The organism is Asanoa siamensis, assembly GCF_016862555.1.
In the GTDB taxonomy this organism is placed as follows: Bacteria; Actinomycetota; Actinomycetes; order Mycobacteriales; family Micromonosporaceae; genus Asanoa; species Asanoa siamensis.
Map to the genome: position 1 here is coordinate 149,448 of NZ_BONE01000008.1, position 21,962 is coordinate 171,409.

22 protein-coding genes and 1 pseudogene are annotated in these 21,962 nt (G+C 71.8%); 9 read left to right on the forward strand and 14 right to left on the reverse strand.

Features of this window, described 5'->3' with window-relative positions; translation table 11 throughout:
- The 6 genes and pseudogenes from nrfD to Asi02nite_RS07745 form a co-directional block, all read right to left on the reverse strand.
- Window positions 1-936 (reverse strand): NrfD/PsrC family molybdoenzyme membrane anchor subunit, encoded by a 936-nt coding sequence (nrfD, locus tag Asi02nite_RS07720; protein WP_203711501.1) that lies wholly within the window; start codon window positions 934-936, stop codon window positions 1-3.
- A gap of 92 nt (window positions 937-1,028) precedes the next feature.
- On the reverse strand, window positions 1,029-1,961 hold the full coding sequence (locus Asi02nite_RS07725; RefSeq protein WP_203711469.1) for a 4Fe-4S dicluster domain-containing protein: 933 nt from the start codon (window positions 1,959-1,961) through the stop codon (window positions 1,029-1,031).
- Between the two features lie 64 nt (window positions 1,962-2,025).
- Window positions 2,026-5,274: pseudogene (gene fdh / locus Asi02nite_RS07730) on the reverse strand (formate dehydrogenase); the annotation flags it as partial.
- A gap of 44 nt (window positions 5,275-5,318) precedes the next feature.
- Window positions 5,319-6,860, reverse strand: coding sequence for a hypothetical protein (locus Asi02nite_RS07735; protein WP_203711471.1), 1,542 nt, complete (start codon window positions 6,858-6,860; stop codon window positions 5,319-5,321).
- Complete coding sequence (locus Asi02nite_RS07740) at window positions 6,861-7,205, reverse strand: hypothetical protein (protein WP_203711472.1); 345 nt, start codon at window positions 7,203-7,205, stop codon at window positions 6,861-6,863.
- Between the two features lie 101 nt (window positions 7,206-7,306).
- Entirely contained in the window at window positions 7,307-7,906 is a 600-nt protein-coding gene (locus tag Asi02nite_RS07745) for a TetR/AcrR family transcriptional regulator (protein ID WP_203711473.1), read from the reverse strand.
- A gap of 64 nt (window positions 7,907-7,970) precedes the next feature.
- Between Asi02nite_RS07745 and Asi02nite_RS07750 the strand changes: the two genes are divergently transcribed.
- Window positions 7,971-8,558, forward strand: coding sequence for a dihydrofolate reductase family protein (locus Asi02nite_RS07750; RefSeq protein WP_373312177.1), 588 nt, complete (start codon window positions 7,971-7,973; stop codon window positions 8,556-8,558).
- A complete protein-coding gene (locus Asi02nite_RS07755; protein ID WP_203711474.1) occupies window positions 8,543-9,079 on the forward strand; it encodes an AAA family ATPase in 537 nt (178 codons plus the stop codon). The genes Asi02nite_RS07750 and Asi02nite_RS07755 overlap by 16 nt, the downstream gene beginning before the upstream one ends.
- On the opposite strand, the gene Asi02nite_RS07760 is transcribed toward Asi02nite_RS07755, so the two are convergent.
- Window positions 9,046-9,810, reverse strand: coding sequence for an SDR family NAD(P)-dependent oxidoreductase (locus Asi02nite_RS07760; RefSeq protein WP_203711475.1), 765 nt, complete (start codon window positions 9,808-9,810; stop codon window positions 9,046-9,048). The two genes, Asi02nite_RS07755 and Asi02nite_RS07760, sit on opposite strands and share 34 nt — an antisense overlap.
- 169 nt (window positions 9,811-9,979) lie before the next feature.
- Between Asi02nite_RS07760 and Asi02nite_RS07765 the strand changes: the two genes are divergently transcribed.
- Window positions 9,980-10,861, forward strand: coding sequence for a phosphatase PAP2 family protein (locus Asi02nite_RS07765; protein WP_203711476.1), 882 nt, complete (start codon window positions 9,980-9,982; stop codon window positions 10,859-10,861).
- A gap of 4 nt (window positions 10,862-10,865) precedes the next feature.
- Here Asi02nite_RS07765 and Asi02nite_RS07770 read toward each other — a convergent pair whose 3' ends face one another.
- A complete protein-coding gene (locus tag Asi02nite_RS07770) occupies window positions 10,866-11,417 on the reverse strand; it encodes a hypothetical protein (RefSeq protein WP_203711477.1) in 552 nt (183 codons plus the stop codon).
- 156 nt (window positions 11,418-11,573) lie between these two features.
- Here Asi02nite_RS07770 and Asi02nite_RS07775 point away from each other — a divergent pair, with 156 nt between their 5' ends.
- Both Asi02nite_RS07775 and lon read left to right on the forward strand, forming a co-directional pair.
- Complete coding sequence (locus Asi02nite_RS07775) at window positions 11,574-12,452, forward strand: hypothetical protein (protein WP_203711478.1); 879 nt, start codon at window positions 11,574-11,576, stop codon at window positions 12,450-12,452.
- 68 nt (window positions 12,453-12,520) lie between these two features.
- Complete coding sequence (gene lon, locus Asi02nite_RS07780; RefSeq protein WP_203711479.1) at window positions 12,521-14,839, forward strand: endopeptidase La; 2,319 nt, start codon at window positions 12,521-12,523, stop codon at window positions 14,837-14,839.
- A gap of 57 nt (window positions 14,840-14,896) precedes the next feature.
- Here the strand turns inward: lon and Asi02nite_RS07785 are convergent, their stop codons facing one another.
- The 3 genes from Asi02nite_RS07785 to Asi02nite_RS07795 all read right to left on the reverse strand — a co-directional run bounded on the left by Asi02nite_RS07785 (window position 14,897) and on the right by Asi02nite_RS07795 (window position 17,225).
- Window positions 14,897-15,805 carry a hypothetical protein gene (locus tag Asi02nite_RS07785; protein WP_203711480.1) on the reverse strand — a complete coding sequence of 303 codons (909 nt, stop codon included), beginning with the start codon at window positions 15,803-15,805 and terminating at the stop codon, window positions 14,897-14,899.
- Between the two features lie 176 nt (window positions 15,806-15,981).
- A complete protein-coding gene (locus tag Asi02nite_RS07790) occupies window positions 15,982-16,404 on the reverse strand; it encodes a TIGR03668 family PPOX class F420-dependent oxidoreductase (RefSeq protein WP_203711481.1) in 423 nt (140 codons plus the stop codon).
- Window positions 16,401-17,225: a TIGR03619 family F420-dependent LLM class oxidoreductase gene (locus Asi02nite_RS07795; RefSeq protein WP_203711482.1), complete on the reverse strand. Its 825-nt coding sequence runs from the start codon at window positions 17,223-17,225 to the stop codon at window positions 16,401-16,403. Before Asi02nite_RS07795 ends, Asi02nite_RS07790 begins: the two co-directional genes overlap by 4 nt.
- A 135-nt stretch (window positions 17,226-17,360) precedes the next feature.
- On the opposite strand from Asi02nite_RS07795, the gene Asi02nite_RS07800 reads away from it, so the two are divergent.
- Genes Asi02nite_RS07800 through Asi02nite_RS42270 form a run of 3 tightly spaced genes read left to right on the forward strand, consistent with a single transcriptional unit; the run spans window position 17,361 to window position 19,013 of the window.
- Window positions 17,361-17,546 (forward strand): hypothetical protein, encoded by a 186-nt coding sequence (locus Asi02nite_RS07800; protein WP_203711483.1) that lies wholly within the window; start codon window positions 17,361-17,363, stop codon window positions 17,544-17,546.
- Window positions 17,546-18,511, forward strand: coding sequence for a golvesin C-terminal-like domain-containing protein (locus Asi02nite_RS07805; protein ID WP_203711484.1), 966 nt, complete (start codon window positions 17,546-17,548; stop codon window positions 18,509-18,511). The genes Asi02nite_RS07800 and Asi02nite_RS07805 overlap by 1 nt, the downstream gene beginning before the upstream one ends.
- 13 nt (window positions 18,512-18,524) lie before the next feature.
- Window positions 18,525-19,013, forward strand: a complete 489-nt coding sequence (locus tag Asi02nite_RS42270) for a DnaJ family domain-containing protein (protein WP_203711485.1) — start codon at window positions 18,525-18,527, stop codon at window positions 19,011-19,013.
- On the opposite strand, the gene Asi02nite_RS07815 is transcribed toward Asi02nite_RS42270, so the two are convergent.
- Both Asi02nite_RS07815 and Asi02nite_RS07820 read right to left on the reverse strand, forming a co-directional pair.
- On the reverse strand, window positions 18,990-19,955 hold the full coding sequence (locus Asi02nite_RS07815; RefSeq protein WP_203711486.1) for a hypothetical protein: 966 nt from the start codon (window positions 19,953-19,955) through the stop codon (window positions 18,990-18,992). The two genes, Asi02nite_RS42270 and Asi02nite_RS07815, sit on opposite strands and share 24 nt — an antisense overlap.
- A gap of 27 nt (window positions 19,956-19,982) precedes the next feature.
- Window positions 19,983-20,888 (reverse strand): hypothetical protein, encoded by a 906-nt coding sequence (locus Asi02nite_RS07820; RefSeq protein ID WP_203711487.1) that lies wholly within the window; start codon window positions 20,886-20,888, stop codon window positions 19,983-19,985.
- Window positions 20,889-20,982: 94 nt separating this feature from the next.
- On the opposite strand from Asi02nite_RS07820, the gene Asi02nite_RS07825 reads away from it, so the two are divergent.
- Window positions 20,983-21,672: a DUF1345 domain-containing protein gene (locus Asi02nite_RS07825; RefSeq protein WP_203711488.1), complete on the forward strand. Its 690-nt coding sequence runs from the start codon at window positions 20,983-20,985 to the stop codon at window positions 21,670-21,672.
- Here the strand turns inward: Asi02nite_RS07825 and Asi02nite_RS07830 are convergent.
- On the reverse strand, window positions 21,662-21,962 hold a 301-nt coding region (locus tag Asi02nite_RS07830; RefSeq protein ID WP_203711489.1), incomplete at its 5' end, for a Gfo/Idh/MocA family oxidoreductase. The two genes, Asi02nite_RS07825 and Asi02nite_RS07830, sit on opposite strands and share 11 nt — an antisense overlap.

Here is a 21,962-nt window from a genome sequence, read left to right on the forward strand (position 1 = left end):
CTATGCGTCTCCGCGGGCGGCGAGGCGCTCACGCTGCGGCAGCACGGTGTATTTCGGGTCCTCGGCCGACGCCCGGCCGGCCTCGAACACGCCGAACCGGGTCGCCGCCGAGCCCGCCAGCAGGGCCACGCCGGCCAGCGCCGACACCGCGCGGCTGCGGGCGCCGACCAGGGCGCCCACGGCGCCGGCCGCGGTCAGCAGCCGGGCGGCGCGCAGCAGTCTGCCCGCCTTGCCGGTGCGGTAGGGCTCGCTGAGCAACCCCATCCGGTGCTCGACACCGTGGGTCGCGGTCAACTCCAGCGCCGCCCCGGCCACCGCGAGCGTGCGGGCCGGGCCCGCCTCGGCCACCGGCGCGCCGATCAGGCCCGCCGCGCCGCCGCTGGCGAGGGCGCTGCCGGCGAAGACGAACGGCAGCCGCGGGTAGGCCTCGTGCCAGGACGGGGCCGCGGTGTCGGCGAGCAGCACCGCGGTGTAGGTGGCCAGCGCCGGCGCGGTCCCGGCGGCGACCAGCCCGCCGACCCGGCCTGCCGTGGGCAGCGCGCGGGCCGCGAGCCCGAGCGCGCCGCGCCGGGGCAGGTAGGGCGCGGCCTCGGCGACCGCGGCCGCGCCGGCCGCCGCCCCGAAGGCGGTGAGGATCCAGGTGCCCATCGACATCGGCGACGTCGGCTTGGCCACGCGGAGCATGTTGAGGAACCGGCCCGGCCGGCCCAGGTCCTTGACCAGCAGGTAGCCGCTGGCGCCGACCGCGGCCAGCGCGGCGACCCGGCCGGTGGCGCGCAGCGCGGGCCGGCCGGTGAGGTCGGCACCGGCCGCGACCAGGGCGGAGCCGGCCGCCAGGCCACCGGTGAAGAGGTAGGCGGCGACGTCGTGCGTCCAGACGGGCGGCTTGACGATCGGCCGGCCGTAGTAGGACCGGAACTCGGCCGGCGGCACCATCACCCGGTCGCCCTTGCCGCCGCCCCGACGTCTCCCCGAGCCCTGGCCGTTTCCGCGCACGGTCTCGGCACTCACGTGTGCGGCGTGGTCACTCACGGCCGCCGCCCCAGGAACGCCACGACCGCCGCGGCCGCCATCGTCAACGCTGCCACGCCCGCATGCTTCCACATCGCCGGCAGGTCGCGCGTGGTGACCACGGGATCCGGCGGCAGGCCGTACACCTCGGGCTCGTCGAGCAGCAGGAAGAACGCGCCGTCGCCGCCGACGCCGTCGGCCGGGTCGTGACCGTAGAGCCGGGCCTCGGGGACCCCGCGCTGGTGCAGCACCTCGACCCGCTTGTCGGCGCGGTCGCGCAGCTCGTCCAGCTCCCCGTACTGGATCGACTGGGTCGGGCAGGCCTGCGCGCAGGCGGGCGTCATGCCCTCGCCGATCCGGTCGTAGCAGAGCGTGCACTTCCACGCCCGGCCGTCGTCCTCGCGCCGGTCGATCACACCGTAGGGGCAGGCCGACACGCAGTAGCCACACCCGTTGCAGATGTCCTCCTGCACCACGACCGTGCCGTATTCGGTGCGGAACAGCGACCCGGTCGGGCAGACGTCGAGGCAGGCGGCGTGCGTGCAGTGCTTGCAGACGTTCGACATCATCAGCCAGCGCAGGTCGCGGTCCTCGCGGCCGGAGCTGCCGGGCAGCGTCGACGACGGCATGCCGAGGAACTGCGTCGACACCGACGCCTCGGCCTCGCGCAGCACGTCCATCGCGGCCTCGCTCGGCGGCGCGGCCTGCTCGATGAACGCCACGTGCCGCCAGGTGTTGGCCGAGAGCTGACCGGTGTTGTCGTAGGACATGCCGAGGAGGTCGAAACCGTCGTCGGGTACGGCGTTCCACTCCTTGCAGGCGACCTCGCACGCCTTGCAGCCGATGCAGACGCTGGTGTCGGTGAAGAACCCCATCCGCGGCGGCGCCTCGGTCCAGCCCGCGTCGGCCGCCGGGTCGATCGGCCCGTAGAAGCTGTTGGGTCCGGCCATGGCTCTCAGGTCCTCCGAACCCGGTCCGCTGACGCGGCCCCGCTTCGTCCGGTCATCACTCCCCCGCTCCCGGTGTCTCCAGCGGCGCGTAGTGCGACGCGTCGAGGCCCGCGCGCCGAAGGTAGTCGGCGATGTAGTCCAGCAGTGCCCGCCCGGTCGGTCGCCGGCCCGGGCGGATGTCGCAGGTGCCGACCTTGCTCTCCTGGATCAGCACGTTGGGGTCGAGGGTGATGCCGAACAGGTCGTTCGCGGAGTCACCGGTGATCAGACCCGAACCGCCCCAGTGGTACGGCAGCCAGATCTGGTGGATCACCCGGCCGTCGAGCCGCAGCGGGCGCAGCCGGGCCGTGACCATGACCCGCGCCTCGACGGCGGCCCGACCGGTGACCACGTGCGCCCAGCCCAGGTGCTCGAGCCCGCGCTCTTCCGCCAGCGCCGGCGACACCTCGACGAACATCGCCGGCTGGAGCTCCGACAGGTAGGCGAGCTGCCGGCTCATCCCGCCGGCCGTGTGGTGCTCGGTCAGCCGGCTCGTCGTGAAGATGTACGGGAACACCTCGGAGTGCGCGTCCGGCGGCGTCGGGTTGAGCTGGTTGTCCGGGCGGTCGTACACCTTGCGGGTGGGGTTGGCCTGCTGGGCGTAGAGCGGGTTGCGCAGCGGCGACTCCGCCGGCTCGTAGTGGGTCGGCAGCGGACCGTCGATCAGCCCCTGCGGCGCGTACAGCCAGCCCTTCCCGTCGCCCTGCATGATGAACGCGTCGTCGCCGCGCAGCGCGGCCACACCCGTCGCGTCCTCGGCCGGCCGGTACGAGGGCTCCTTGGTCTTCTCGAAGTCGGGGTTGTCGTGGCCCGTCCACTCGCCCTTGTCGGCGTCCCACCAGACGTACGCCTTGCGCGGGCTCCACGGCACGCCGTGCGGGTCGGCGGAGGCGCGGTTGTAGAGGATGCGCCGGTTGGCCGGCCACACCCAGCCCCACTCGGGCGCGACCCAGCTCTGCTCGCTGCCGGGCTTGCGGCGGGCGGCCTGGTTGACCCCGTCGGCGAACACTCCACTGTAGATCCAACAGCCGCAGGCGGTGGAACCGTCGTCCTTGAGCTGCGTGTAGCTGGACAGCGGCACACTGCTCGCGACGTCGTACCCGTTGATCTCCTTGAGCACCGCCTCGGCGTCGGGCTCGGCGTGCTGCCCGGAGGTCGGGTAGCTCCACGCCAGGTTCATGACGGCGCGGTCACGCTCCAGATCGGACGCCGCGAGGCGCTCGCGCACGAGCCGACCCAGGTGGTAGAAGAACCACAGCTCCGAGCGGCAGTCCTGCGGCGGGTCGAGGGCCTTCTCCCGCCACTGCAGCATCCGCTGCGTCTGGGTGAACGTGCCCTCCTTCTCCACATGGGACGCCGCCGGCAGGAAGAACACCTCGGTGCGGCACTCCTCCGTGACGATCTCGCCGGTCTCGATCTCGGGCGAGTCCTTCCAGAACGTCGCGCTCTCGATCATGTAGAGGTCGCGGACCACGAGCCAGTCGAGGTTGGCCATGCCGAGCCGCTGCGCGCGGCCGTGGGCGGAGCCGACCGCCGGGTTCTGGCCGAGCAGGAAGTAGCCCTTCACCTTCCCGTCGATCATGTTCAGGACCTGCTGGTACGTGCCGTGGTCGCCGGTCAGTCGCGGCAGGTAGTCGTATCCCCAGTCGTTGTCCGCGGTGGCGTGCTCGCCGAAGTAGGCCTTGAGCAGGCTCACCGCGTACGTCCGGGCGTTGTTCCAGAAGCCCTTCTGCCCTGGATGCCTTATGGCGTCGACCCACTGGTCGAAGGTCTCGTGCTGCTGGAAGTGCGGCATCGGCAGGTAGCCCGGCAGCAGGTTGAACAGCGTCGGGATGTCGGTGGAGCCCTGGATGCTGGCGTGCCCGCGCAGCGCCATGATGCCGCCGCCGGGCCGGCCCATGTTGCCGAGCAGGAGCTGGATGATCGCGCCGGTCCTGATGTATTGCACGCCGACGGTGTGCTGGGTCCAGCCGACGGAGTAGACCAGCGCGGTGGTGCGCTCGCGCCCCGAGTTGCGGGTCCACGCCTCACAGACCTTCAGGAACTGCTCCCGGGGTACGCCGCAGACCTGCTCGACGACCTCGGGGGTGTAGCGGGCGTAGTGCCGCTTGAGGATCTGGTAGACGCACCGGGGGTGCTGCAGCGTCTCGTCGCGGTTGACGCCGGCGGGCACGGGCGGCCCGTGCGACTCCTGCTGCAGCCCGGCGCCGGTCTCCCGCTGCATGTGCGTGTCACCGCGGCTGGGCGCGTGCTGCTCCTGGCCCTCGTACTGCCAGCTGACCGGGTCGTAGACGCCCTTGTCCGGGTTGTAGCCGGAGAACAGGCCGCCGAGGTCCTCGGTGTCCGCGAACCGCTCACTGACGATCGTGGCGGCGTTGGTGTACGGGACGACGTACTCCCGGAAGTCGAGCTCGTTCTGCAGGATGTAGTTGATCACCCCGCCGAGGAACGCGATGTCGGAGCCGACGCGCAGCCCGACGTACTGGTCGGCCACGGCGCTCGTCCGGGTGTAGCGGGGGTCGACGTGGATGACCGTCGCACCGCGCTTCTTGGCTTCCATCACCCACTGGAACCCGACCGGATGTGCCTCGGCCATGTTGGACCCTTGGATGACGATGCAGTCGGCGTTGGCCAGGTCCTGCTGGAACCCGGTGGCCCCGCCACGGCCGAAGGAGGTCCCCAGACCGGGGACGGTGGAGGAGTGTCAAATACGGGCCTGGTTCTCGATCTGGATCGCGCCCATCGCCGTGAAGAGCTTCTTGATCAGATAGTTCTCTTCGTTGTCCAGCGTGGCGCCACCCAGGCTCGAGATGCCCAGGGTGCGGTTGAGCGGACGCCCGTCGTCGTCCTTGTCCTCCCAGGTCTCGGCCCGCGCCTTGACCACCCGATCGGCGATCATCTCCATGGCGGTGTCGAGATCGAGCTCTTCCCAGTCCTTCGCGTACGGCCGCCGGTAGAGCACGGTCCGGATGCGGCGGTCGCTGGTGACGAGACTCTTGCTGGCGGACCCCTTGGGACAGAGGCGACCGCGCGAGATCGGGCTGTCGGGGTCGCCCTCGATCTGGGTGACCTTGCCGTCCTTGACGAAGACCCGCTGCCCACACCCGACGGCGCAGTAGGGACAGACGGACTTGGCGACGGAGTCGGCGGTCTTGGTCCGGGGTTCGAGGGCGGCGGAGCGCGCGGACTGAGCGGCCTGCCCGCGACCGAGCGGATCAGTGCCGGTGAGCTGGCGGTAGACAGGCCAGCCTTCGATCCACGTCCGGACCCCCACGCCCCCACCCTAGATCACGGCCGGCCACGCCGCATCGCATGCGCTCAGGCTGCCTCGGCACGCCGCTCCTTCCTCGACCACACCATGCGCTGGACCACCCGCTCGACCCGAGCGTTCTCCCAGGCGACCGCCAGTTTGGAACGGCGCTGGGCCGGGCCGGAGATCCCGACTCCGACCTCCACCCGTTCCCCGCTCACCAGCGACATTGCGAACCGGTGGTTGACCGAGATCGTCGCGTAGTTCCCAGAGCCATCGTCGAAACGGATTCGCACCTCGTCCGACGCTTTGGCCCCCTCCGACACGGTCCGAGACGAGATGGAGACGACGTCGTCGTAGTGAAAGGTCTGTGTCGACTCCGTCAGCAGAACTCGCCGAGCGAAGTCGAGGTCGCACTCGAAAACCGCGACTCGCTGCTCGGTCAGGAAGATGACCATGATCCGGTAGTGGTCTGACCTCAGCTTCCCGTCGGAGCCTGTGCGCACCTTGGCGAGCGGTGTCCGCGCCCGACCTCCATCCCTCCCCAACTGCCGGTAACCGGCGCCGACGCGTTCGATGAGTTCGCCACGTCGCAGATTGGAAACGCCCACCGCGGTCTGTGGTTCGACGATCAGGCCTCCGCGCCCACCCGTGACCGACTTGTCGAGGCGATGCCGCCGCGCGGCGATCTCGGCGATGCGGACGACGTCGTCTTCCAACCAGGTATCCATTTGTCGGTCCGAGGGGCGGCGCGCCGTCTGCGCCTTGGCTTCCTCCCACTCTCGTTGACGCACGCGATCAGTTTGGAAGTCGCGGTAGGCGGTCACGGAAAAGAAGAAAAGCAGAACCGCGGCGACGACGAACGGCCCCGCTATGGCCAACTGGATGTGCCACGCCACACCGTCGAGCACGCCCACGAACGGCGTCACCAGCGCGAGGACCCCGGCGCCGGCCCTCACCGCCGCGGGGGTGGAGTTCGGAGGCAGTGGCTTACGCGGCATCGGATAGAAGTAGAGGGGCACACCGATCTGCCGCTCGGGAGACGCGACCGGCAGCGTGGCCGGCTCCTCGTAGCGGTCGACCCAGACGCCTCTTCGATCGGCCTCAGCCGCGAATGCCGCCCACGCCGGGCCTCGGCAGGGGCGCGTATGAGTGGCCAACAGGGCGAATTCCGACCGGCTCAGCCGGCGTGGGTCGGCCGTGCGTGAGAGCGAGTCAAGTCTGCTTGGCACAGTCATACCGTCAGAGCCGAAGTAGTCGTCGCGGACCAGAGCGGCGATCACCGTCGCCAGAGCAACCGCACGGGCGTTGACCACATGATTGACGACAGCGTGAACCTCATCGGGCGATCGATACGACGGCCGACGCCCGGCGAGGATCGCCAACGCGGCGTACGCGTGCGCACGCATCCGTCGCTCAGACGCGATGGCGCCGTCGTCGTGGGCCTCCTTGACCAGCAGGTCGTCGAAACAGTTCCGCGCCTCACGGTAGAGGCCCTCGTGAAGGAGTCGAAGACCGGTCTTCAGCCAGTCCCGAGTTTCGGCGTAGAACGCGTTGACGATCTGGTCGGCATTCTGAATGAGGCCGTGCTGTTCGCCGTCGAGCCGCATTCACACCACCGACCCGGGGCCGGCGAACATGGCCGCGATCCTTGCGGCAGCCTCCGCCAGTGGCGCCGCACCCGACGCGGCGCTGAGGAGATCACGCGCCCGCTCGACAGCCGAACGCGCGTCCCGTCCCTCTCCCGCCTCGACGGCCCGCACCAGGTCACCCGCCGCGGCGTCGAGCACGTCCCGATCAACAGTGCCGGCGGTCCTCGACGCGGCCAGATCAGCCAGCAGACGCCGTATGTCGTCGGTCCGCCCGAGTGCCGATACGACCGATGTGGTCGGCCCTTGATTGAGAATGCGGTCGGCGTTCTGGATCGTGCCGAATTGATTTCCATGGATCTCCACAACCACCTCCGTTATGCGTGACCGATTCGGGCACGCAAACGGGGAGTTTGCTGGATCACTCAGTGGTAAAGGTACAGCCGTACAGACATGATGGTTTTCAATCACGTGAGTGATTGTCGAGTCGCGTCGCGCGGGCCGATTGCTCGGTCGACCATGGTCGCGATCAGCGTGTCGTAGGGGTAGGGCGTGAGTACGTCCGGGACCGTGAGGTCGTCGATCAGTAAGCCCGACATCGCCAGATACAGCAGAACCACCGTCGTCTCGTCGCCCGGGAGGTCCGCGTCCAGGTGGAATTTGATGCTTTCCCGCAGGTTCTCGCTGAAGACGTCGACCAGCACCGCGCGGAGTTCCGGGCGGCGGGTCGCCTCCAGGCGTAGCTCCAGCATCGCCAGGTAGGTCGGGCGGTCCTGGCGCATCCTGTCCAGGAGTTGGTGCATCAGGAGCGTGACCAGGTCGCGGGTGCGGGGCGCGCGCATCGTCCGCCTCACCTCCGACTCCACCGGAGTCAGGCGTTCGCGCGTGCGTTGCGCCACCTGGGCGATCAGTTCGTCGCGGCTCGTGAAGTAGTTCGATGCCGTGCCTGTCGGGACGCCCGCCAGGGCGTCGACCGCGCGGAAGGTCAGGCCGCGGGAGCCGTCGCGGGCCAGCACCTCGATGGCCGCGTCGAGCAGGGCCGTCCGGCGGGCCAGGTTCTGCCTCATACGCACACTCCCAGAGTTGACACCACTGCAAGTGTAGTACTACGTTCTGACCACTACACGAGGAGTGGTCAGACTGCGCAAGCTCACGTACTACGTCGCGGCCAGCATCGACGGGTTCATCGCCGATCCGGCCGGGCGGTTCGACTTCTTTCCGATCGAGGCCGACGTCATGGCGGCCATGAACGCCGTGCGGCCCGAGGCCGTGCCGACCGCGTTCCGGGCCGCGATCGGGATCGCCGACGACACACCGAACAGGAGCTACGACACCGTCCTGATGGGACGGCACAGCTACACGCCGGGGCTCGAGGCCGGGCTGACCAGCCCGTACGCGCACCTGCGGCAGATCGTCTTCTCGACGACGCTGACCAGCCCGGACCCGGCGGTCGAGGTCGTCGCCGCCGACCCGCTCGGCACGGTCCGGAAGCTCAAGCAGGAGGACGGCCTCGGCATCTGGCTCTGCGGCGGCGGCACCCTCGCGAGCCACCTCCTCCCGGAGATCGACGAACTGGTGATCAAGCAGTACCCGCTGGTCCTCGGCGCCGGCATCCCGCTGTTCGCCGACGCCGTCCCGGCGCACCGGTTCAGCCTCGAGGAAGCGCGGACCTTCGAGTCCGGCGCGGTCGTCCTGACGTACGCGTGCCCAAGCTCGTGATCCTCACCGGCCCGATCGCGGCCGGCAAGAACACCGTCGCGGACCGGCTCGCGGCACGGCTGACCGCACGCGGGCGCACCGTCGTCGTGGTCGACGTCGACGACGTCGCGGCGATGGTGGGCCCGCCCGGTGCGGCCGCGGCCGGGCTCTGGTTCGCGGCGCACGAGGCGCACGGCGCGCTCGTCGGCCAGTGGATGCGCTCGGCGGTCGACCACGTGGTCGTCGTCGGGCCCGTCTACAGCCCCGCGGAGCAGGCCGCCCTGACCCGCTGGCTCCCGGACGAGGCCGTGCCGCTCTGGGTCGTCGTCGACGCGCCGGTGGCGGTGACCTTCGAACGGGCCCAGGCGGAGGCCAGTCGCGGGTTGTCCCGCGACCCGGAGTTCCACCACGCCGCGCACCGCCGTTTCCGCGACCTGCTGCCGGCGATCCCGGCCGACCTGGTTTTCGACTCCGCCCGGCGCGACCCCGACGAGATCGCCGACGCGATCTACCAGGCGGTCGAGCCGCCCTCGACCGGATAGTTCGCGCCCGTGATGTAGGAGGCGCGGTCCGAAGCCAGGAAGACCGCGAGTTCCACCACCTCGTCCGGCCGCGCGAAGCGCTTCAGCAGCGTCTTGCTCGTGATGGCGTCGCGGGCCGCCTGGTCGTCGCCCAGGTCGCGGTCGCTGAGCGGCGTCAGCGTCGGGCCCGGGCTGATCGCCACCGCGCGGATGCCGTGCGGCGCGCCCTCCAGGGCCAACTGCCGGGTCATGCCGATGACGCCGGCGTTCGCGGCGGCGTGGGCGACCATCGGCGGGTTCGCGCCGGCGATCATCCCCGCGATCGACGCGACGTTGAGGATGACGCCGCCACCGCCGGAGACCAGGTGCGACCAGGCGAAGCGGGACACGAAGAACGGGATGTCCAGCTCGCCGGCGATGGTCGTGCGCCAGTCCTCGACCGAGAACGCCGACATCGGCCCGAAGCGCACCAGGGCGGCGTTGTTGTAGATCACGTCGAGCCCGCCGTACGCGGCCGCGGCCTCGTCGACGGCGACGCGCACCTGGGTCGGGTCCCTCAGGTCGACCGGTGCGATGCCGGTCATCTCGCCGCCGGCCGCGCGTACGAGTCGCACGGTTTCGTTATTGGCCTCGGTGTTGATGTCGAGCCCGACGATCCGCGCGCCCTCCCGGGCGAAGGCCAGCGCCGAGACCCGCCCGATCCCGCCGCCGCTCCCCGTGATCAGCACGACCTTGCCCTCCACCAGTCCCATGAGCCTCTCCCGTCGCAGTCACTTTCCGTTTATGTCCTTGCAGAGTCAAGCAACTGCTTGCACGGTCAAGCAACTTCCGGGGCCATGTCACCGGTCACACGCCGTTCTGTGACGAAACCAAGACATGGAGCGGACGAGACACGGAAACCGGGGCGTCAGGATCATCAGCGTGAATCCGCGATCGCCAGCCGCCGCCCGGCTGCTCGCCGCCGCGGCCGCCTGCGCGGTCGCCTTCTGCGTGACGTGGCTGCTGTTCGTGCGGACGTCCACGGGGCAATGGCTCGACGGTGAGTTGCTGCCGCGCAGCGAGATGGGCGGCTCGTACGCGCAGCCGACCATCCTGCTCGGCCCGGCGACGCAGGCCCTCGGCCTGTTCGGCGACCGGTTGCTGCTCGGCACCACGGTCGCCGTGCTCGCGGTCGTCGCGGTGCTGACCCGGCGGCTCTGGGCCGGTGTCGCGGGGGTGGCGCTGTTCGTCTGCTCGGCCGCCGCCGCAGGCCTGGCCAAGGAGACGCTGCAGCGGCCGGAGCTCGGCGTCCTCGGCTCGTCGACCCACAACAGCTTCCCGAGCGGTCACGTCACGGCCGCCGCCGCGCTGCTGCTCGGGTTCATGCTCGTGCTGCCGGCACGGGCGCGCTGGTGGTTGGCGGTGCCCGGCACCACGGGGGTGTCGGTCATCGCCGCCGCCACGATGATCGTCGGCTGGCACCGCTTCAGCGACGTGGTCGGCAGCCTGCTGCTGGTGGCCACCCTCTTCTGCGTCGCGGCGGCCGCGCTGTCCCGCCTACCCGGCCAGGAGGTCCGGCCGGAGGACGACGACTCGGCGGTCACCGGCCTGCTGCTCCAGGCGATCGCCCTGACCCTGCTGGTGATGCTCTCGCTCGCGCTGGCCCCGGACGCCGGCCTACGCCTGCTCCTGGCCATCGTCGCGGTGAGCGGCACCACCCTGGTGGTGGTCTCGGGCGCGCTCTGGCTGGCCCAGCCGGCGATCGCGCCGGCTCAGGAAGACGCCGAGCCGACGAACGAGTATTCCGACACGCGCCGTCGGTAGCAGGTCAGGAGCCGCGCCGGTCGGCGTCCAGCAGCTTCAGCGTCAGGACAGATCCGTTGGGGATGCCGGCGTCGTTCACCGACCGGTCGTCGCAGCGCAGCCCGTTGCGCCTCGCCCAACCACGGCCCATGTCGTAGTAGGCGGTGCCGCGGGCCTCGTCGACGAGCACCCAGGTCTCCCCGTACGTGTAGGCCGGGCGCCGCGACTGCAGGAAGCGGATGAACAGCTCGTCGAGCCAGCTGTCGACGGTCTCCTTCTCCAGCTCGGGGAAGGTGAGCAGATCGAAGGCCGGGTCGACCTCGCGAAGGTCGACCAGCACGGTCTGTCGAAGCCGCGGCGTCCTGCCCCCGGGTTCCGGCCGGTTCAGCGCGCGTACCAGGGACAGGATCTCGTCGATCTTCTCGCCACTGCTCCGTTGCTCCGTCACCGTCGGCACCGCGGGCGCCTCCGCCAGTTTCTCCACGAAGGCCGCGAAGTCGCCCCAGGCACGGTCGAAGGACTGCCGGAGCAGGTCAGCCCCGAGCTGCTGTGCGCACCCCTTGTTGAGGGAGACCATCAGCCGGAAGACGTCATCGCGATCGTCGGCCGACGTCGTCTGGAACTGGGCGAGCGGCCCGGTCAGGTCCGTCGGCCGGAGGCCGAGGAGGATCGGCCGCGAGCGAGGTTATCGCGCGGGGCAGCGCCGTGGGCGGGCGCCTGCCATCGTGTACGGATGCGGTGGCTGCGGATCGCGCCCGTGTTCGTGTTGCTCGTGGCCGGGTGCACCGGTGGGCCGCGGGACGTCGATCCCGGGCCCGGGCTCGCGGCGCAGCGGCGGACGGCCGGTGACGTGCTCGCCCGCTGGGACCGGGCCGCGACCGGCGGCGAGATGGTCGTGGTGGGCGGTCTCGGCGGGCTGCGCCAGGTCGGCGACTGGGAGACCTCCGTCGGTGACAACAACAAGGCCGCCCTCCAGGCCGGGCTGTTCGAGGCGGCCGGCGGCCTGCCCGCGGCGCCCGATCGCGCGGTCATCCGGCCGGTCCAGGGCCCGGAGCGACCGGTGCGGACGCTGTCGGCGGCCGCGGCCCTCGACCGCGCGAAGCGGGCCGCGACCCGGGCGGCGCCCGCCGCGTGCGGCACCTGTGAACCTTTGCGGGTCACCGGAGCCGATCCGACAGAAACCGACCTGCTGACCGTCGGCGGCCCCGTCACGGCGCCGGCCTGGGAGTTCCGCCTCGAGGGCACCGAGGTGCGGCTCGTCGCCAGCGCGGTCGCGGACGGCGAGGCCACCGAGTTGGCGGCCTTCGGCCGGCCCGCCGACCAGCCGGCCGCGAACTGGGTCGAGAGCGCCCGGCCGCTCGAGGGTCCGGCGCTGGACGTCAGCTTCAGCGCGGCGCCGGGCGGCGCCGACGAGCCCTGCGGGGCCGACTACACCGGTGCGGCGGTCGAGTCGACGCGCGCGGTGGTGGTGCTGGTGGGGATGACGCGTACGCACGAGGCCGGTGTGTGTCCCACCATCGCCGCCGTCCGGCGGATCACCGTCCCGTTGCGGGAGCCGTTGGGTGACCGGGTGGTGCTCCAGCTCTACACAGGCTTACCCATACAGGGATAAAACGACAGTGGCCTGGGTCACAAGGCGGCCCGGGAACAGAGTGCATGCTTTGTAACTTGAGTACGTACATGGCAACTCTTCCCGTCCTGCCGTTGACCGACGCCGTACTGCTTCCGGGCATGACCGTGCCGGTCACCCTCGATAACAACACTCAGGCCGCCGTCGACGCCGCCCGCGCCGCCGGCGACAACCGCGTGCTTGCCGTGCCGCGAGTCGACGGCGAGTACGGGCCGGTCGGCGTCATCGCGCTGATCGAGAAGGTGGGTCGCCTCCCCAGCGGCGAGCCCGCCGCCGTCATCCGTGGCGAGGCCCGGGCGCGGATCGGTTCCGGTGTCCCCGGACCCGGCGCCGCCCTCTGGGTCGAGGCCACCGAGCTCGACGAGACCCCGCCCGCGGGCAAGGCCCGTGAGCTGTCCACCGAATACAAGGCCCTGGTCAGGTCGCTGCTCCAGCAGCGCGGCGCCTGGCAGGTTATCGACGCCGTCGAGCGGATGACCGACCTGTCCGAGCTGGCCGACTCGGCCGGCTACGCGCCGTGGCTGTCGCTGGAGCAGAAGATCGAACTGCTCAACTCGCCGGACGTGACGGCCCGTCTCGAGCTCCTCGTCGGCTGGGTGCGTGACTACCTGGCCGAGCAGGAGGTCAACGAGCAGATCACCAACGACGTACGCGAAGGCCTCGAGAAGTCGCAGCGCGAGTTCCTGCTCCGTCAGCAGCTCGCCGCGATCCGCAAGGAGCTGGGTGAGGACGAGCCCGACGGCTCGGCCGACTACCGGTCCCGCGTCGAGTCCGCCGAGCTGCCCGAGAAGGTGCGCGAGGCGGCCATGCGCGAGGTGGGCAAGCTGGAGCGCGCGAGCGACCAGTCGCCCGAGACCTCGTGGATCAGGACCTGGCTCGACACCGTACTCGAGATGCCCTGGTCGACCCGGACCGACGACAACACCGACCTGAAGGCGGCGCGTGAGGTGCTCGACACCGACCACGCCGGGCTGGCCGACGTGAAGGACCGCATCCTGGAGTACCTCGCGGTCCGCAACCGGCGTGCCGAGCGCAACCTGCAGGTGGTCGGCGGCCGTGGCTCCGGCGCCGTGCTGGCCCTCGGTGGCCCTCCCGGTGTCGGCAAGACCAGCCTCGGCGAGTCCGTCGCGCGGGCCCTGGGCCGCAAGTTCGTCCGGGTCAGCCTCGGCGGCATCCGCGACGAGGCCGAGATCCGCGGCCACCGGCGTACGTACGTCGGCGCGGCTCCCGGCCGGATCGTCCGGGCGCTCAAGGAGGCCGGTTCGATGAACCCGGTCGTGCTGCTCGACGAGGTCGACAAGCTGGCCGTCGGTTACGCCGGCGACCCGGCCGCGGCCCTGCTCGAGGTGCTCGACCCGGCGCAGAACCACACGTTCCGTGACCACTACCTGGAGGTCGACCTCGACCTCTCGGACGTGCTGTTCCTCGCGACCGCCAACGTCGTCGAGAACATCCCGGGCCCGCTGCTGGACCGGATGGAGCTCGTGACGCTCGACGGCTACACCGAGGAGGAGAAGGTCGCCATCGGCCGTGACCACCTGTGGAAGCGGCAGGTGGAGCGGGCTGGTCTGACCGACGACGAGGTGTCGATCTCCGACGAGGCGCTGCGGGCGATCGCCGGTGAATACACCCGGGAGGCAGGGGTACGGCAGCTCGAGCGCGCATTGGCCAAGGTGCTGCGCAAGGTCGCGGTGGCCCTGGCTTCGGAGCAGGCCCCGATCCGCGTCGACGAGACGGACCTTGTCCGCTACCTCGGCCGTCCCCGGTTCACGCCGGAGTCGGCGGAGCGCACGGCGACGCCGGGTGTGGCCACCGGCCTGGCCGTCACGGGCGCGGGCGGTGACGTGCTGTTCATCGAGGCGACCTCGATGGAGGGCGAGCCCGGCCTGACCCTGACCGGTCAGCTCGGCGACGTCATGAAGGAGTCGGCGCACATCGCGCTCTCCTACCTGCGGTCCAACGGCAAGCGCCTGGGCATCGACCCGAACGCGCTGGCAGCCAAGCGGATCCACCTCCACGTGCCGGCCGGCGCGGTGCCGAAGGACGGTCCGTCCGCGGGCATCACGATGGTCACCGCCCTGGCGTCGTTGGCGACCGGTCGCCCGGTCCGCCCGGAGTTCGGCATGACCGGCGAGGTCACCCTCTCCGGCCGCGTCCTCCCGATCGGCGGCGTCAAGCAGAAGCTGCTGGCGGCGCACCGGGCAGGCCTGACGGAGGTCATCATCCCGGCCCGCAACGAGCCGGACCTGGACGACCTGCCGCAGGAGGTCCGGGACGCCCTGACCATCCACGTGCTGGGTGACGTCAGCGACGTGCTGGCCCTGGCGCTGCGCCCGGCCGACGAGCGCGAGCTCCTGGCCGCGGCATAACTCCAGAAGAAACACACGAAAGCCGCCCAGGGTGTACGCCCTGGGCGGCTTCGTCTGTCAGCCGCCCGTCTGGTCCGCTACGGGTAGGCCCGTGTGGAGCTGGAGCACCACTCGATCGCCGAGCGGCGCGTCGAGCGGCACGGTGAGACGATTGGCGCCGGCCTCCGACGTGCAGCGGCTCTGGGGGTACGTGCGCCTCGGGGCCACGAGAACCACGACGGCCCGCCCCGACTCGACCGCCTCGCCGGTGTAGTCGACGCCGCACGGCCGATCCGCGGGACGGGGTGCGCCCAAGAAGGTGACGGCCAGCGCCGGCCCGTCAACGGCGTGGGCGACCTCGACCCAGACGCCCGTGTCCCGAGGGGCGGTCTCGTGGAGCGGGGCGAGCAGGGTGACCGCCTTGTCCGGGACGGCGGTGGCGATCAGCCGCACGTCGCTGCCCTCCAGACCGAACTCCCATGCCGGCGCGATGGCCGGGCCGGCGACGGTGTCGAGGGGTGCGACGATCGCCCGCGCGGCGGTCACCCGCAACGGCCGGCAGGCGGGGCACCTGGCCGGTTCGTTCCATTTCACGGGGACGCCCCGCCGGACCCGATCCAGGGTGGCCGCCGGGTCGAGCGGCGCGACCGACCGGGTCCGCCCGTCGGGGAGTTCGATGAGCGCCCGACCGGGCGGCGGCGGCAGGGCGCGGGCCGCCTCGATCAGGCCGGTCCGCAGGGCGCCGTCGTGGTTCTCGGCGACGTCCGCCGCCCACTCGCCGATCTGACGCGCCCCGCCGTAGCCCTCGACCACGACGATCTCGGCACCGGTCGCGGCCTGATCCCACCGGGCGAGCACCTCGCCGGCCATCGGCCGCTGCGTCGCGAGCGCCGGCCCGGGATCGACCTCCACCGGCCCACCCGACCCACCACCCGAACAGCCGGCGGCCGACAGCACGACCACCGCCACGACCCGTAGCCCGCGCATCCATCCACCATGGCAGATGCCACGGGCAGGCCGGCTCAACCGCCCGGGCGGAGCTTCGCCGACGGGGCGGCGGGGCGACCGTCGTGCGCGCGCCGCACGACCTCGGGCTGACAGAGCCGGCCGCGGACGGGCCGCCCGGGCGGACGGGCCGGCCGGGCGGACGGGCCGGCCGCCACCTAGCCGGCTGTGGACTGGCCGGCCGCCGACCAGCCCACCCAGCGGGTCACGTCGACGGCCAGCACCGGGCCGCGCAGGGCGAAAGCGGCATACCGCTCCCCCAGCAACGCCGCCGCCCGCGCGGCCTCCGGTGCGTCGGCGGGCAACGTCCGGGCGGTACCGTCCGCCCGGACCCACCAGAGCTTCGACCAGTCCTCGTCGTACTCGTCGACCAGCAGGGACACCAGCGGGTTGGCCGCGACGTTGGCCAGCCGGCGCAGGGCCGTCGAGCGTTTGGGCTTCGCGTCGACCGCGCTGTAGACCGTGTCGCCGGAGAGCGCGAACGTGACCGGCACCAGGTGGGGCTGACCGGATGCCGAGACCGTCGCGAGGCGGGCGACCCGGGCCGACGCGAACCGGGCCCGGGCCTGCGCCGGCGTCACTCCGGGTTGTATTCCGCGATCGCCGACTCCCACTCGTCGAACGCGCGCTCGACCCGGGCCCGCGGGCCCGAGGGGAACCAGCGGGCCACCCGGTGCACCCCGGCGTCGCGCAGCGCGGCGAACACCTTCGGGTCGGCGGGGACGCTCATCACCTGCACCTCGACGGGGCGGTCGGCGCGGGCCCGCAACTCGGCGATCCGGTCGATCAGGCCGTCGTGGTAGTTCGGGAACCAGGCGTCGCCGAACGCCAGCACCCGGTCGAGCACCGTCGGCCCGGCACCGCCGACGAGGACCGGCGGGTGCGGCCGCTGGGCCGGCTTCGGCCACGACCAGACGCGCTCGAAGTTGACATATTTGCCCGCGTAGCTGGCCTCGTCCTTGGTCCAGATCTCCTTCATCGCCTCGACGCGTTCGCGCAGCACGCGCATGCGTACGCGTGGGTCCGTGCCGTGATGGCGCATCTCGGTGCGGTTCCAGCCGGCGCCCACGCCGAACTCGAGGCGGCCGCCGGAGAGGTGGTCGACGCTGGCGACGGCCTTGGCCGTGGCGATCGGGTCGCGCTCGACGACCAGGCAGATGCCACTGGCCACGCGCAGCCGGGTCGTCGCCGCCGCGGCCGCCGTCAGGGCCACGAACAGGTCGTACGTCTTCCAGTATTTGTTGGGTAGGGGTTGGCCGGGAAACCGGTCGGTCTCGGCCGCGGGGATGTGGGTGTGCTCGGCGAAGTAGATCGCGTCGGCGCCGCGCTCCTCGGCGAGGCGCGCGACCTCACCGGGCTTCATGCCGTCGTACGTGGGGAAGTAACCGACTCCGAACTTCATGGCAAAGGTCTACCACGCTCCAGATGAAAGTATCCTTCACTGTCCACAAACGCATTGGAAACTATCGACATAGACGGTCTTCACGGTATAGCGTGCGGCTCACCCACCACACCACCCGTCGCCTCAAGGAGTGCCGTGACCGTCTTCCCATCGCGCCGGCTCGGCCGGCGGGCCGTGCTCGGCCTGCCCGCGCTGGCCGCCGCAGCCGTGACCGTGACCGCGACCGCGAGCCCCGCCGCCGCGGCCGCCCCGAAAGCCAAGGCGCCCGAGTGCGTCGCCGACCTGATCACCGCCGAACCCAGCCTGGCGCGAGGTGCCTGATGCCGAACGTTCCCTGGTTGCTCGACGTCCTGCGCGGTGCGGGCGTCACGGTCGTCGTCGAGGGTGACTGGCTCAACCGCTACCGCCCTGGCTCGTTCGACCCGATCGGCGTGCTCTGGCACCACACCGCCGCCACCTCCAGCGCCAGCAACCCCCACCCGGCGCTGAACGTCTGCATCAACGGCCGCTCCGACCTGGCCGGCCCGCTCTGCCAGGCGCTCGTCGACTACCACGGCGTCTTCCACCTGATCTCCGCCGGCCGGTGCAACCACGCCGGCGCCAGCCGCGGCAGCGGGCCGATCCCGGCCGGCGACGGCAACACGCTCATGATCGGCTGGGAGATCGACTACAACGGCGTCAACCAGTCGATGACCAGCGCGCAGTACAACGCGTCCATCGCCGCGACGGCGGCCGTGCTGACCCGGCTCGGCCGGAACTCGAGCTATGCCCGCGGGCACCGGGAGACCAGCACCACCGGCAAGATCGACCCGTCGTTCATCGACCTCGACGTGATGCGCGCCGACGTCGCCGCAAGGATGAGCGGTGGCGGCGGCACCTGGTCGCAGATCGTCGACAACGCCACGGCGGGCCGGTTCACCGCGAGCGCCAACTGGGGCACGTCGGCCTACTCGTCGCAGCGCTACGGCACCGAGTACCGGTTCGCCGAGCCGGTCGCCGCCAGCGACCCCGCCTGGTTCAAGTTCAACGTGCCGACCGCCGGCAACTACCGGGTCGACGTCTGGTACGCGGCGAACGCCGGCTACAACACCGCGGCGCCCTACATCGTCGCGACCACGGGCGGAAACCAGACGGTCAACGTCGACCAGCGTACGGGCGGCGGCGCCTGGCGCTCGATCGGCACCTTCAGCCTGCCCGCGGGCGACGCCAACCGCGTCGCGGTCAGCCGCTGGACCTCGGGCACGGGCCTCGTGATCGCCGACGCGGTCCGGCTCACCAGGCTCTAGCTATATTTGATCGATGAGCGACCGGATCGAGTCCCTCATCGACGCGCGGATTCGTGCGGCCCGGGAGAGCGGCGAGTTCGACGATCTCCCGGGCGCCGGCAAGCCGCTGCCCGGCCACGCGCAGCCCCACGACGAGCAGTGGTGGCTCAAGGAGTTCGTCCGGCGCGAGGGCATCGACGCCGCCATGCTCCCGCCGTCGATCCACCTCGCCCGCCAGGTCGAGCGGCTCGCCGACGAGGTCCGCCGGCTGCCGTCGGAGCAGCGGGTGCGCGAGACGGTCGCCGACCTCAACCGGGAGATCCTCGACTACCAGGTGCGCCCGTCGCCGCCGTTCGTGCCGGTGCGCCGGGTCGACGCCGACGCGATGGTCGCCCTGTGGCGCGCGGCGCTGGAGGAGCGCTTCGCCGCCGCGCGGCAGCCCGCTCCCCCGCCCGCACCGAGCCCGCGCCCGCGCCGCCGGTGGTTCCGGCGCGGCCGCTCAGAAGCCCCAGGCGACGCGTAGCCACTCCGCGAATGCCGGGCTGGTCGGTGGCCAGGTCAGGGCCTGCGCCCATTGGAGCAGCGCGACCGTCCCGAGGAACACGCCGAGCCGGCGGCTGGGCGCGCGCGGCACCGCGACGAGGGCGACCAGGGTCAGCAGGAGGTACGCACTGACGGCCGAGTACGGCAGCCCGATCAGCAACGTGGCGAAGACGCAGAGCGCCGGCACCAGGTAGCCGATCAGGGCACGCGGGCGGCGGAACGCGTAGATGACGCCCACCGCCGCGTAGAGCGGGGTGTGCGCCACCGCCACCAGCGCACCGCCGACGGCGCCGCCGAGGCCGGCCGAGTCGAGCGACAGCCCGACCTGGCCCGTGAGCCGCCATTCGAGGACGATCCGGCCCAGGAAGAGGGCCACCGCGGGGAACAGCAGGACGGCCCACGACGGCGGCCCCGGCCGGCGGCGCTCGGCGGCGACGTACGGCGCCGCGATCGCGAACGCGGCCGCGTACCCGATGGCCATGGGGTCGAAGAGCGCGGCGACGCCGAGGGCCAGCCCGACGCGGACCGCCCCCTCCGGCCGGCCGGCGACCGCGAAGTGGACGAACCCCTCGACCGCGAGCGCCAGGCAGGCCAGCGTCACCATCGCGGCCGGGTCCTGGGAGCCCTGGAAGGCCAGCGCGGGCACGAACACGAACGGCACCACGAGCCGGATCGGCACCTGCCAGGCGAGCAGCCGCTCCCCCAGCGCGCCCAGCACGATCCCGGTGACCAGGCCGGCGGCCAGGGCCGGCCCGGGTGCGACGTAGCCCTGGTGTGCGGCGTGCAGGGCGAGGCCGACGAACGGCAGCGCCAGCAGCACCCGCAGCAGCCAGCGGATGACCGCGCTGCCGGGCCGGCGCTCCTCGGCCGGGCTCCAGCGCTGCCACCGCGGGATCGCGACCGTGGGCGGTGCGATTGCCATGGAGTGTCCTTTCCGGGCCTCGGGCTCTCAGGTGAGCAGCCGCCAGAGCGTCTGGTAGGCGGTGGCGGACTGGCGCAGCCAGCGCAGCGGGCGCAGCAGGGCCGTGCCGGCGGACGGGCGGCGACCGTGCCGGAACGCGTCGAGGATCTCGACGTACGCCAGCAGGGTGTTGCCGACCAGCAGGCTGGCCAGGGTGATCGCGACGAGCCAGGCGGGCACGACCCGCTCGGCCGGCAGCGCCAGGGCGGCGCCGAACAGCACGTAGAGCGGCGGGGTGAGCAGCAGGGCCGCCGGGCCGCCGCCGGTGCGCAGCAGCACCGCCGGCGCCTGGGTGAAGCCGTGCTCCCGGGTGAGGGCGCGCGGGTGGCGCAGGTGGTGCAGCAGCGTGCGCAGGTCGTCGCCGGTCGGCTCGCCGGCGTCCGCGCGCAGCCGGACCGCGGCCGCGGCGCCGACACCCAGCAGGAAGCCGCCGCTGGTCAGGGTCGCGACGGCGAGCAGGGTCGGCCCGGCGGCGAAGAACAGCGCGGCGGCGAGGGCCAGCAGCGCGGGTACGGCGAGGAGCCGGCCGCCGCGCCTGTTTCTGGCCCTGGGCTCGGGAGTCGACGGTGCGTAGGCACGGGCGATGGCCGCGTCCAGGTCCCAGTCGCTGGTGACCGCCAGGCAGACCGGAGCGCCGACCGCCTCCTCGATCATGCGTACGTAGTCGGGCGTGGGCTCGACCGACGTGGCGACCAGCACGTACCCCTCGTCGTCGTGGTGCAGCGGCAGCCAGGCCTCGTTGGCGAGCGCCACCGGGTCGTACGCCTCCTGCAGTCCGCGGTCGAACCACTCCTCGTCGATGTCCAGGTAGCCGCAGTTCCAGTCGGCCGCGCGCGCCCGGAACAGGTCGCGGCGCTCTTCGACCTCGTCGGTGAGCTGTTGGGCATGCACCATGACCTCGATGCTCCCGTGCCCAACCCCATTTGTCCGGTTAGCGGGATCCGGCGTGTCTGGATCACGGCGTGGCTTCCCTGCCAGACTCTCCAGTGTGGCCAGCCTGCCGGAGCCGACGCGCTACCACCGCATGCTGGGCTGGCACGCGCCGGCGATCCGCCGGGCCGCGACGGTGGTGATCCTCTGGGTGGTCATCGCGACCGCCCTCGCCGTCACGCCGCTGGACTGGGAGCTGGCGGTGATCGCCGGCTGGGACGCGGCCTCGCTGGTGTTCCTCGGCTCGGTCTGGCCGATCTTCGTCAAGGCCGACGGCACCAAGACCGAGGCGCTGGCCAGCCGGGAGGACCAGACGCACGGTTCGGCCACGGCGCTGCTGGCCGCCGCGTGCATGGTCAGCCTGCTCGGCGTGGCGTTCGCGCTGGGTCGGGCGGCCGACGAGCACGGCGCGTTCCGCGGTGTGCTGATCGGGATCGCGGTGCTCACCGTGGCGTCGGCGTGGGTCACGATGAACACCGTCTACACGCTGCGGTACGCGAAGCTCGACTACCAGAGCAAAGGGACGCGGATCGACTTCGGGGAGCCGCTGTCGCAGCACAAGCCGACCTACCGCGACTTCGCCTACCTCGCCTTCACGATCGGCATGACCTACCAGGTCTCCGACACGACGCTGCGCAGCTCGCCGATCCGGCGGACGGCGCTGGGGCACGCGCTGCTGTCGTACGTGTTCGGGGTCGCGATCGTGGCCGGGGCGATCAACCTGCTGGCCGGGCTGGTCAACAACTGAGCAGGTGCTGCAGGCGCAGGCCGTGGTCGGCGTCGAGGTGGTGCGGCGTGCCGGTGCGGACGGCGTGGGCGAACTCCCGCCGGAGGACGGGCCAGCACTCGTCGTGGTCGATCGTGGCGAAATCGATCTCGTGTACGCCGTCCGGGCCGTACAGCTCGATTCCGGCTCGGGATCGGGGGATCCTGACCGCGCCGGAGAGGCTGAGCTGGCTGATCGCCCCCGTGTCGTGGGTGCAGGTCAGCTCCAGCCAGCTCCGCGGGTCGCCGTGCCTGTCGATCGTGGCGATCGGG

Coding starts and splice junctions, on each gene's coding strand:
- Asi02nite_RS07725 (WP_203711469.1), bottom strand. CDS start 1,961: ATGGCCGGACCCAACAGCTTCTACGGGCCGATCGACCCGGCGGCCGAC.
- Asi02nite_RS07775 (WP_203711478.1), top strand. CDS start 11,574: ATGCGGTGGCTGCGGATCGCGCCCGTGTTCGTGTTGCTCGTGGCCGGG.
- Asi02nite_RS07815 (WP_203711486.1), bottom strand. CDS start 19,955: ATGGCAATCGCACCGCCCACGGTCGCGATCCCGCGGTGGCAGCGCTGG.
- Asi02nite_RS07785 (WP_203711480.1), bottom strand. CDS start 15,805: ATGCGCGGGCTACGGGTCGTGGCGGTGGTCGTGCTGTCGGCCGCCGGC.
- Asi02nite_RS07820 (WP_203711487.1), bottom strand. CDS start 20,888: ATGGTGCATGCCCAACAGCTCACCGACGAGGTCGAAGAGCGCCGCGAC.
- Asi02nite_RS07805 (WP_203711484.1), top strand. CDS start 17,546: ATGCCGAACGTTCCCTGGTTGCTCGACGTCCTGCGCGGTGCGGGCGTC.
- Asi02nite_RS07795 (WP_203711482.1), bottom strand. CDS start 17,225: ATGAAGTTCGGAGTCGGTTACTTCCCCACGTACGACGGCATGAAGCCC.
- Asi02nite_RS07745 (WP_203711473.1), bottom strand. CDS start 7,906: ATGAGGCAGAACCTGGCCCGCCGGACGGCCCTGCTCGACGCGGCCATC.
- Asi02nite_RS07770 (WP_203711477.1), bottom strand. CDS start 11,417: ATGGTCTCCCTCAACAAGGGGTGCGCACAGCAGCTCGGGGCTGACCTG.
- nrfD (WP_203711501.1), bottom strand. CDS start 936: ATGGTGCCGCCGGCCGAGTTCCGGTCCTACTACGGCCGGCCGATCGTC.
- Asi02nite_RS42270 (WP_203711485.1), top strand. CDS start 18,525: ATGAGCGACCGGATCGAGTCCCTCATCGACGCGCGGATTCGTGCGGCC.
- Asi02nite_RS07735 (WP_203711471.1), bottom strand. CDS start 6,860: ATGCGGCTCGACGGCGAACAGCACGGCCTCATTCAGAATGCCGACCAG.
- Asi02nite_RS07760 (WP_203711475.1), bottom strand. CDS start 9,810: ATGGGACTGGTGGAGGGCAAGGTCGTGCTGATCACGGGGAGCGGCGGC.
- lon (WP_203711479.1), top strand. CDS start 12,521: ATGGCAACTCTTCCCGTCCTGCCGTTGACCGACGCCGTACTGCTTCCG.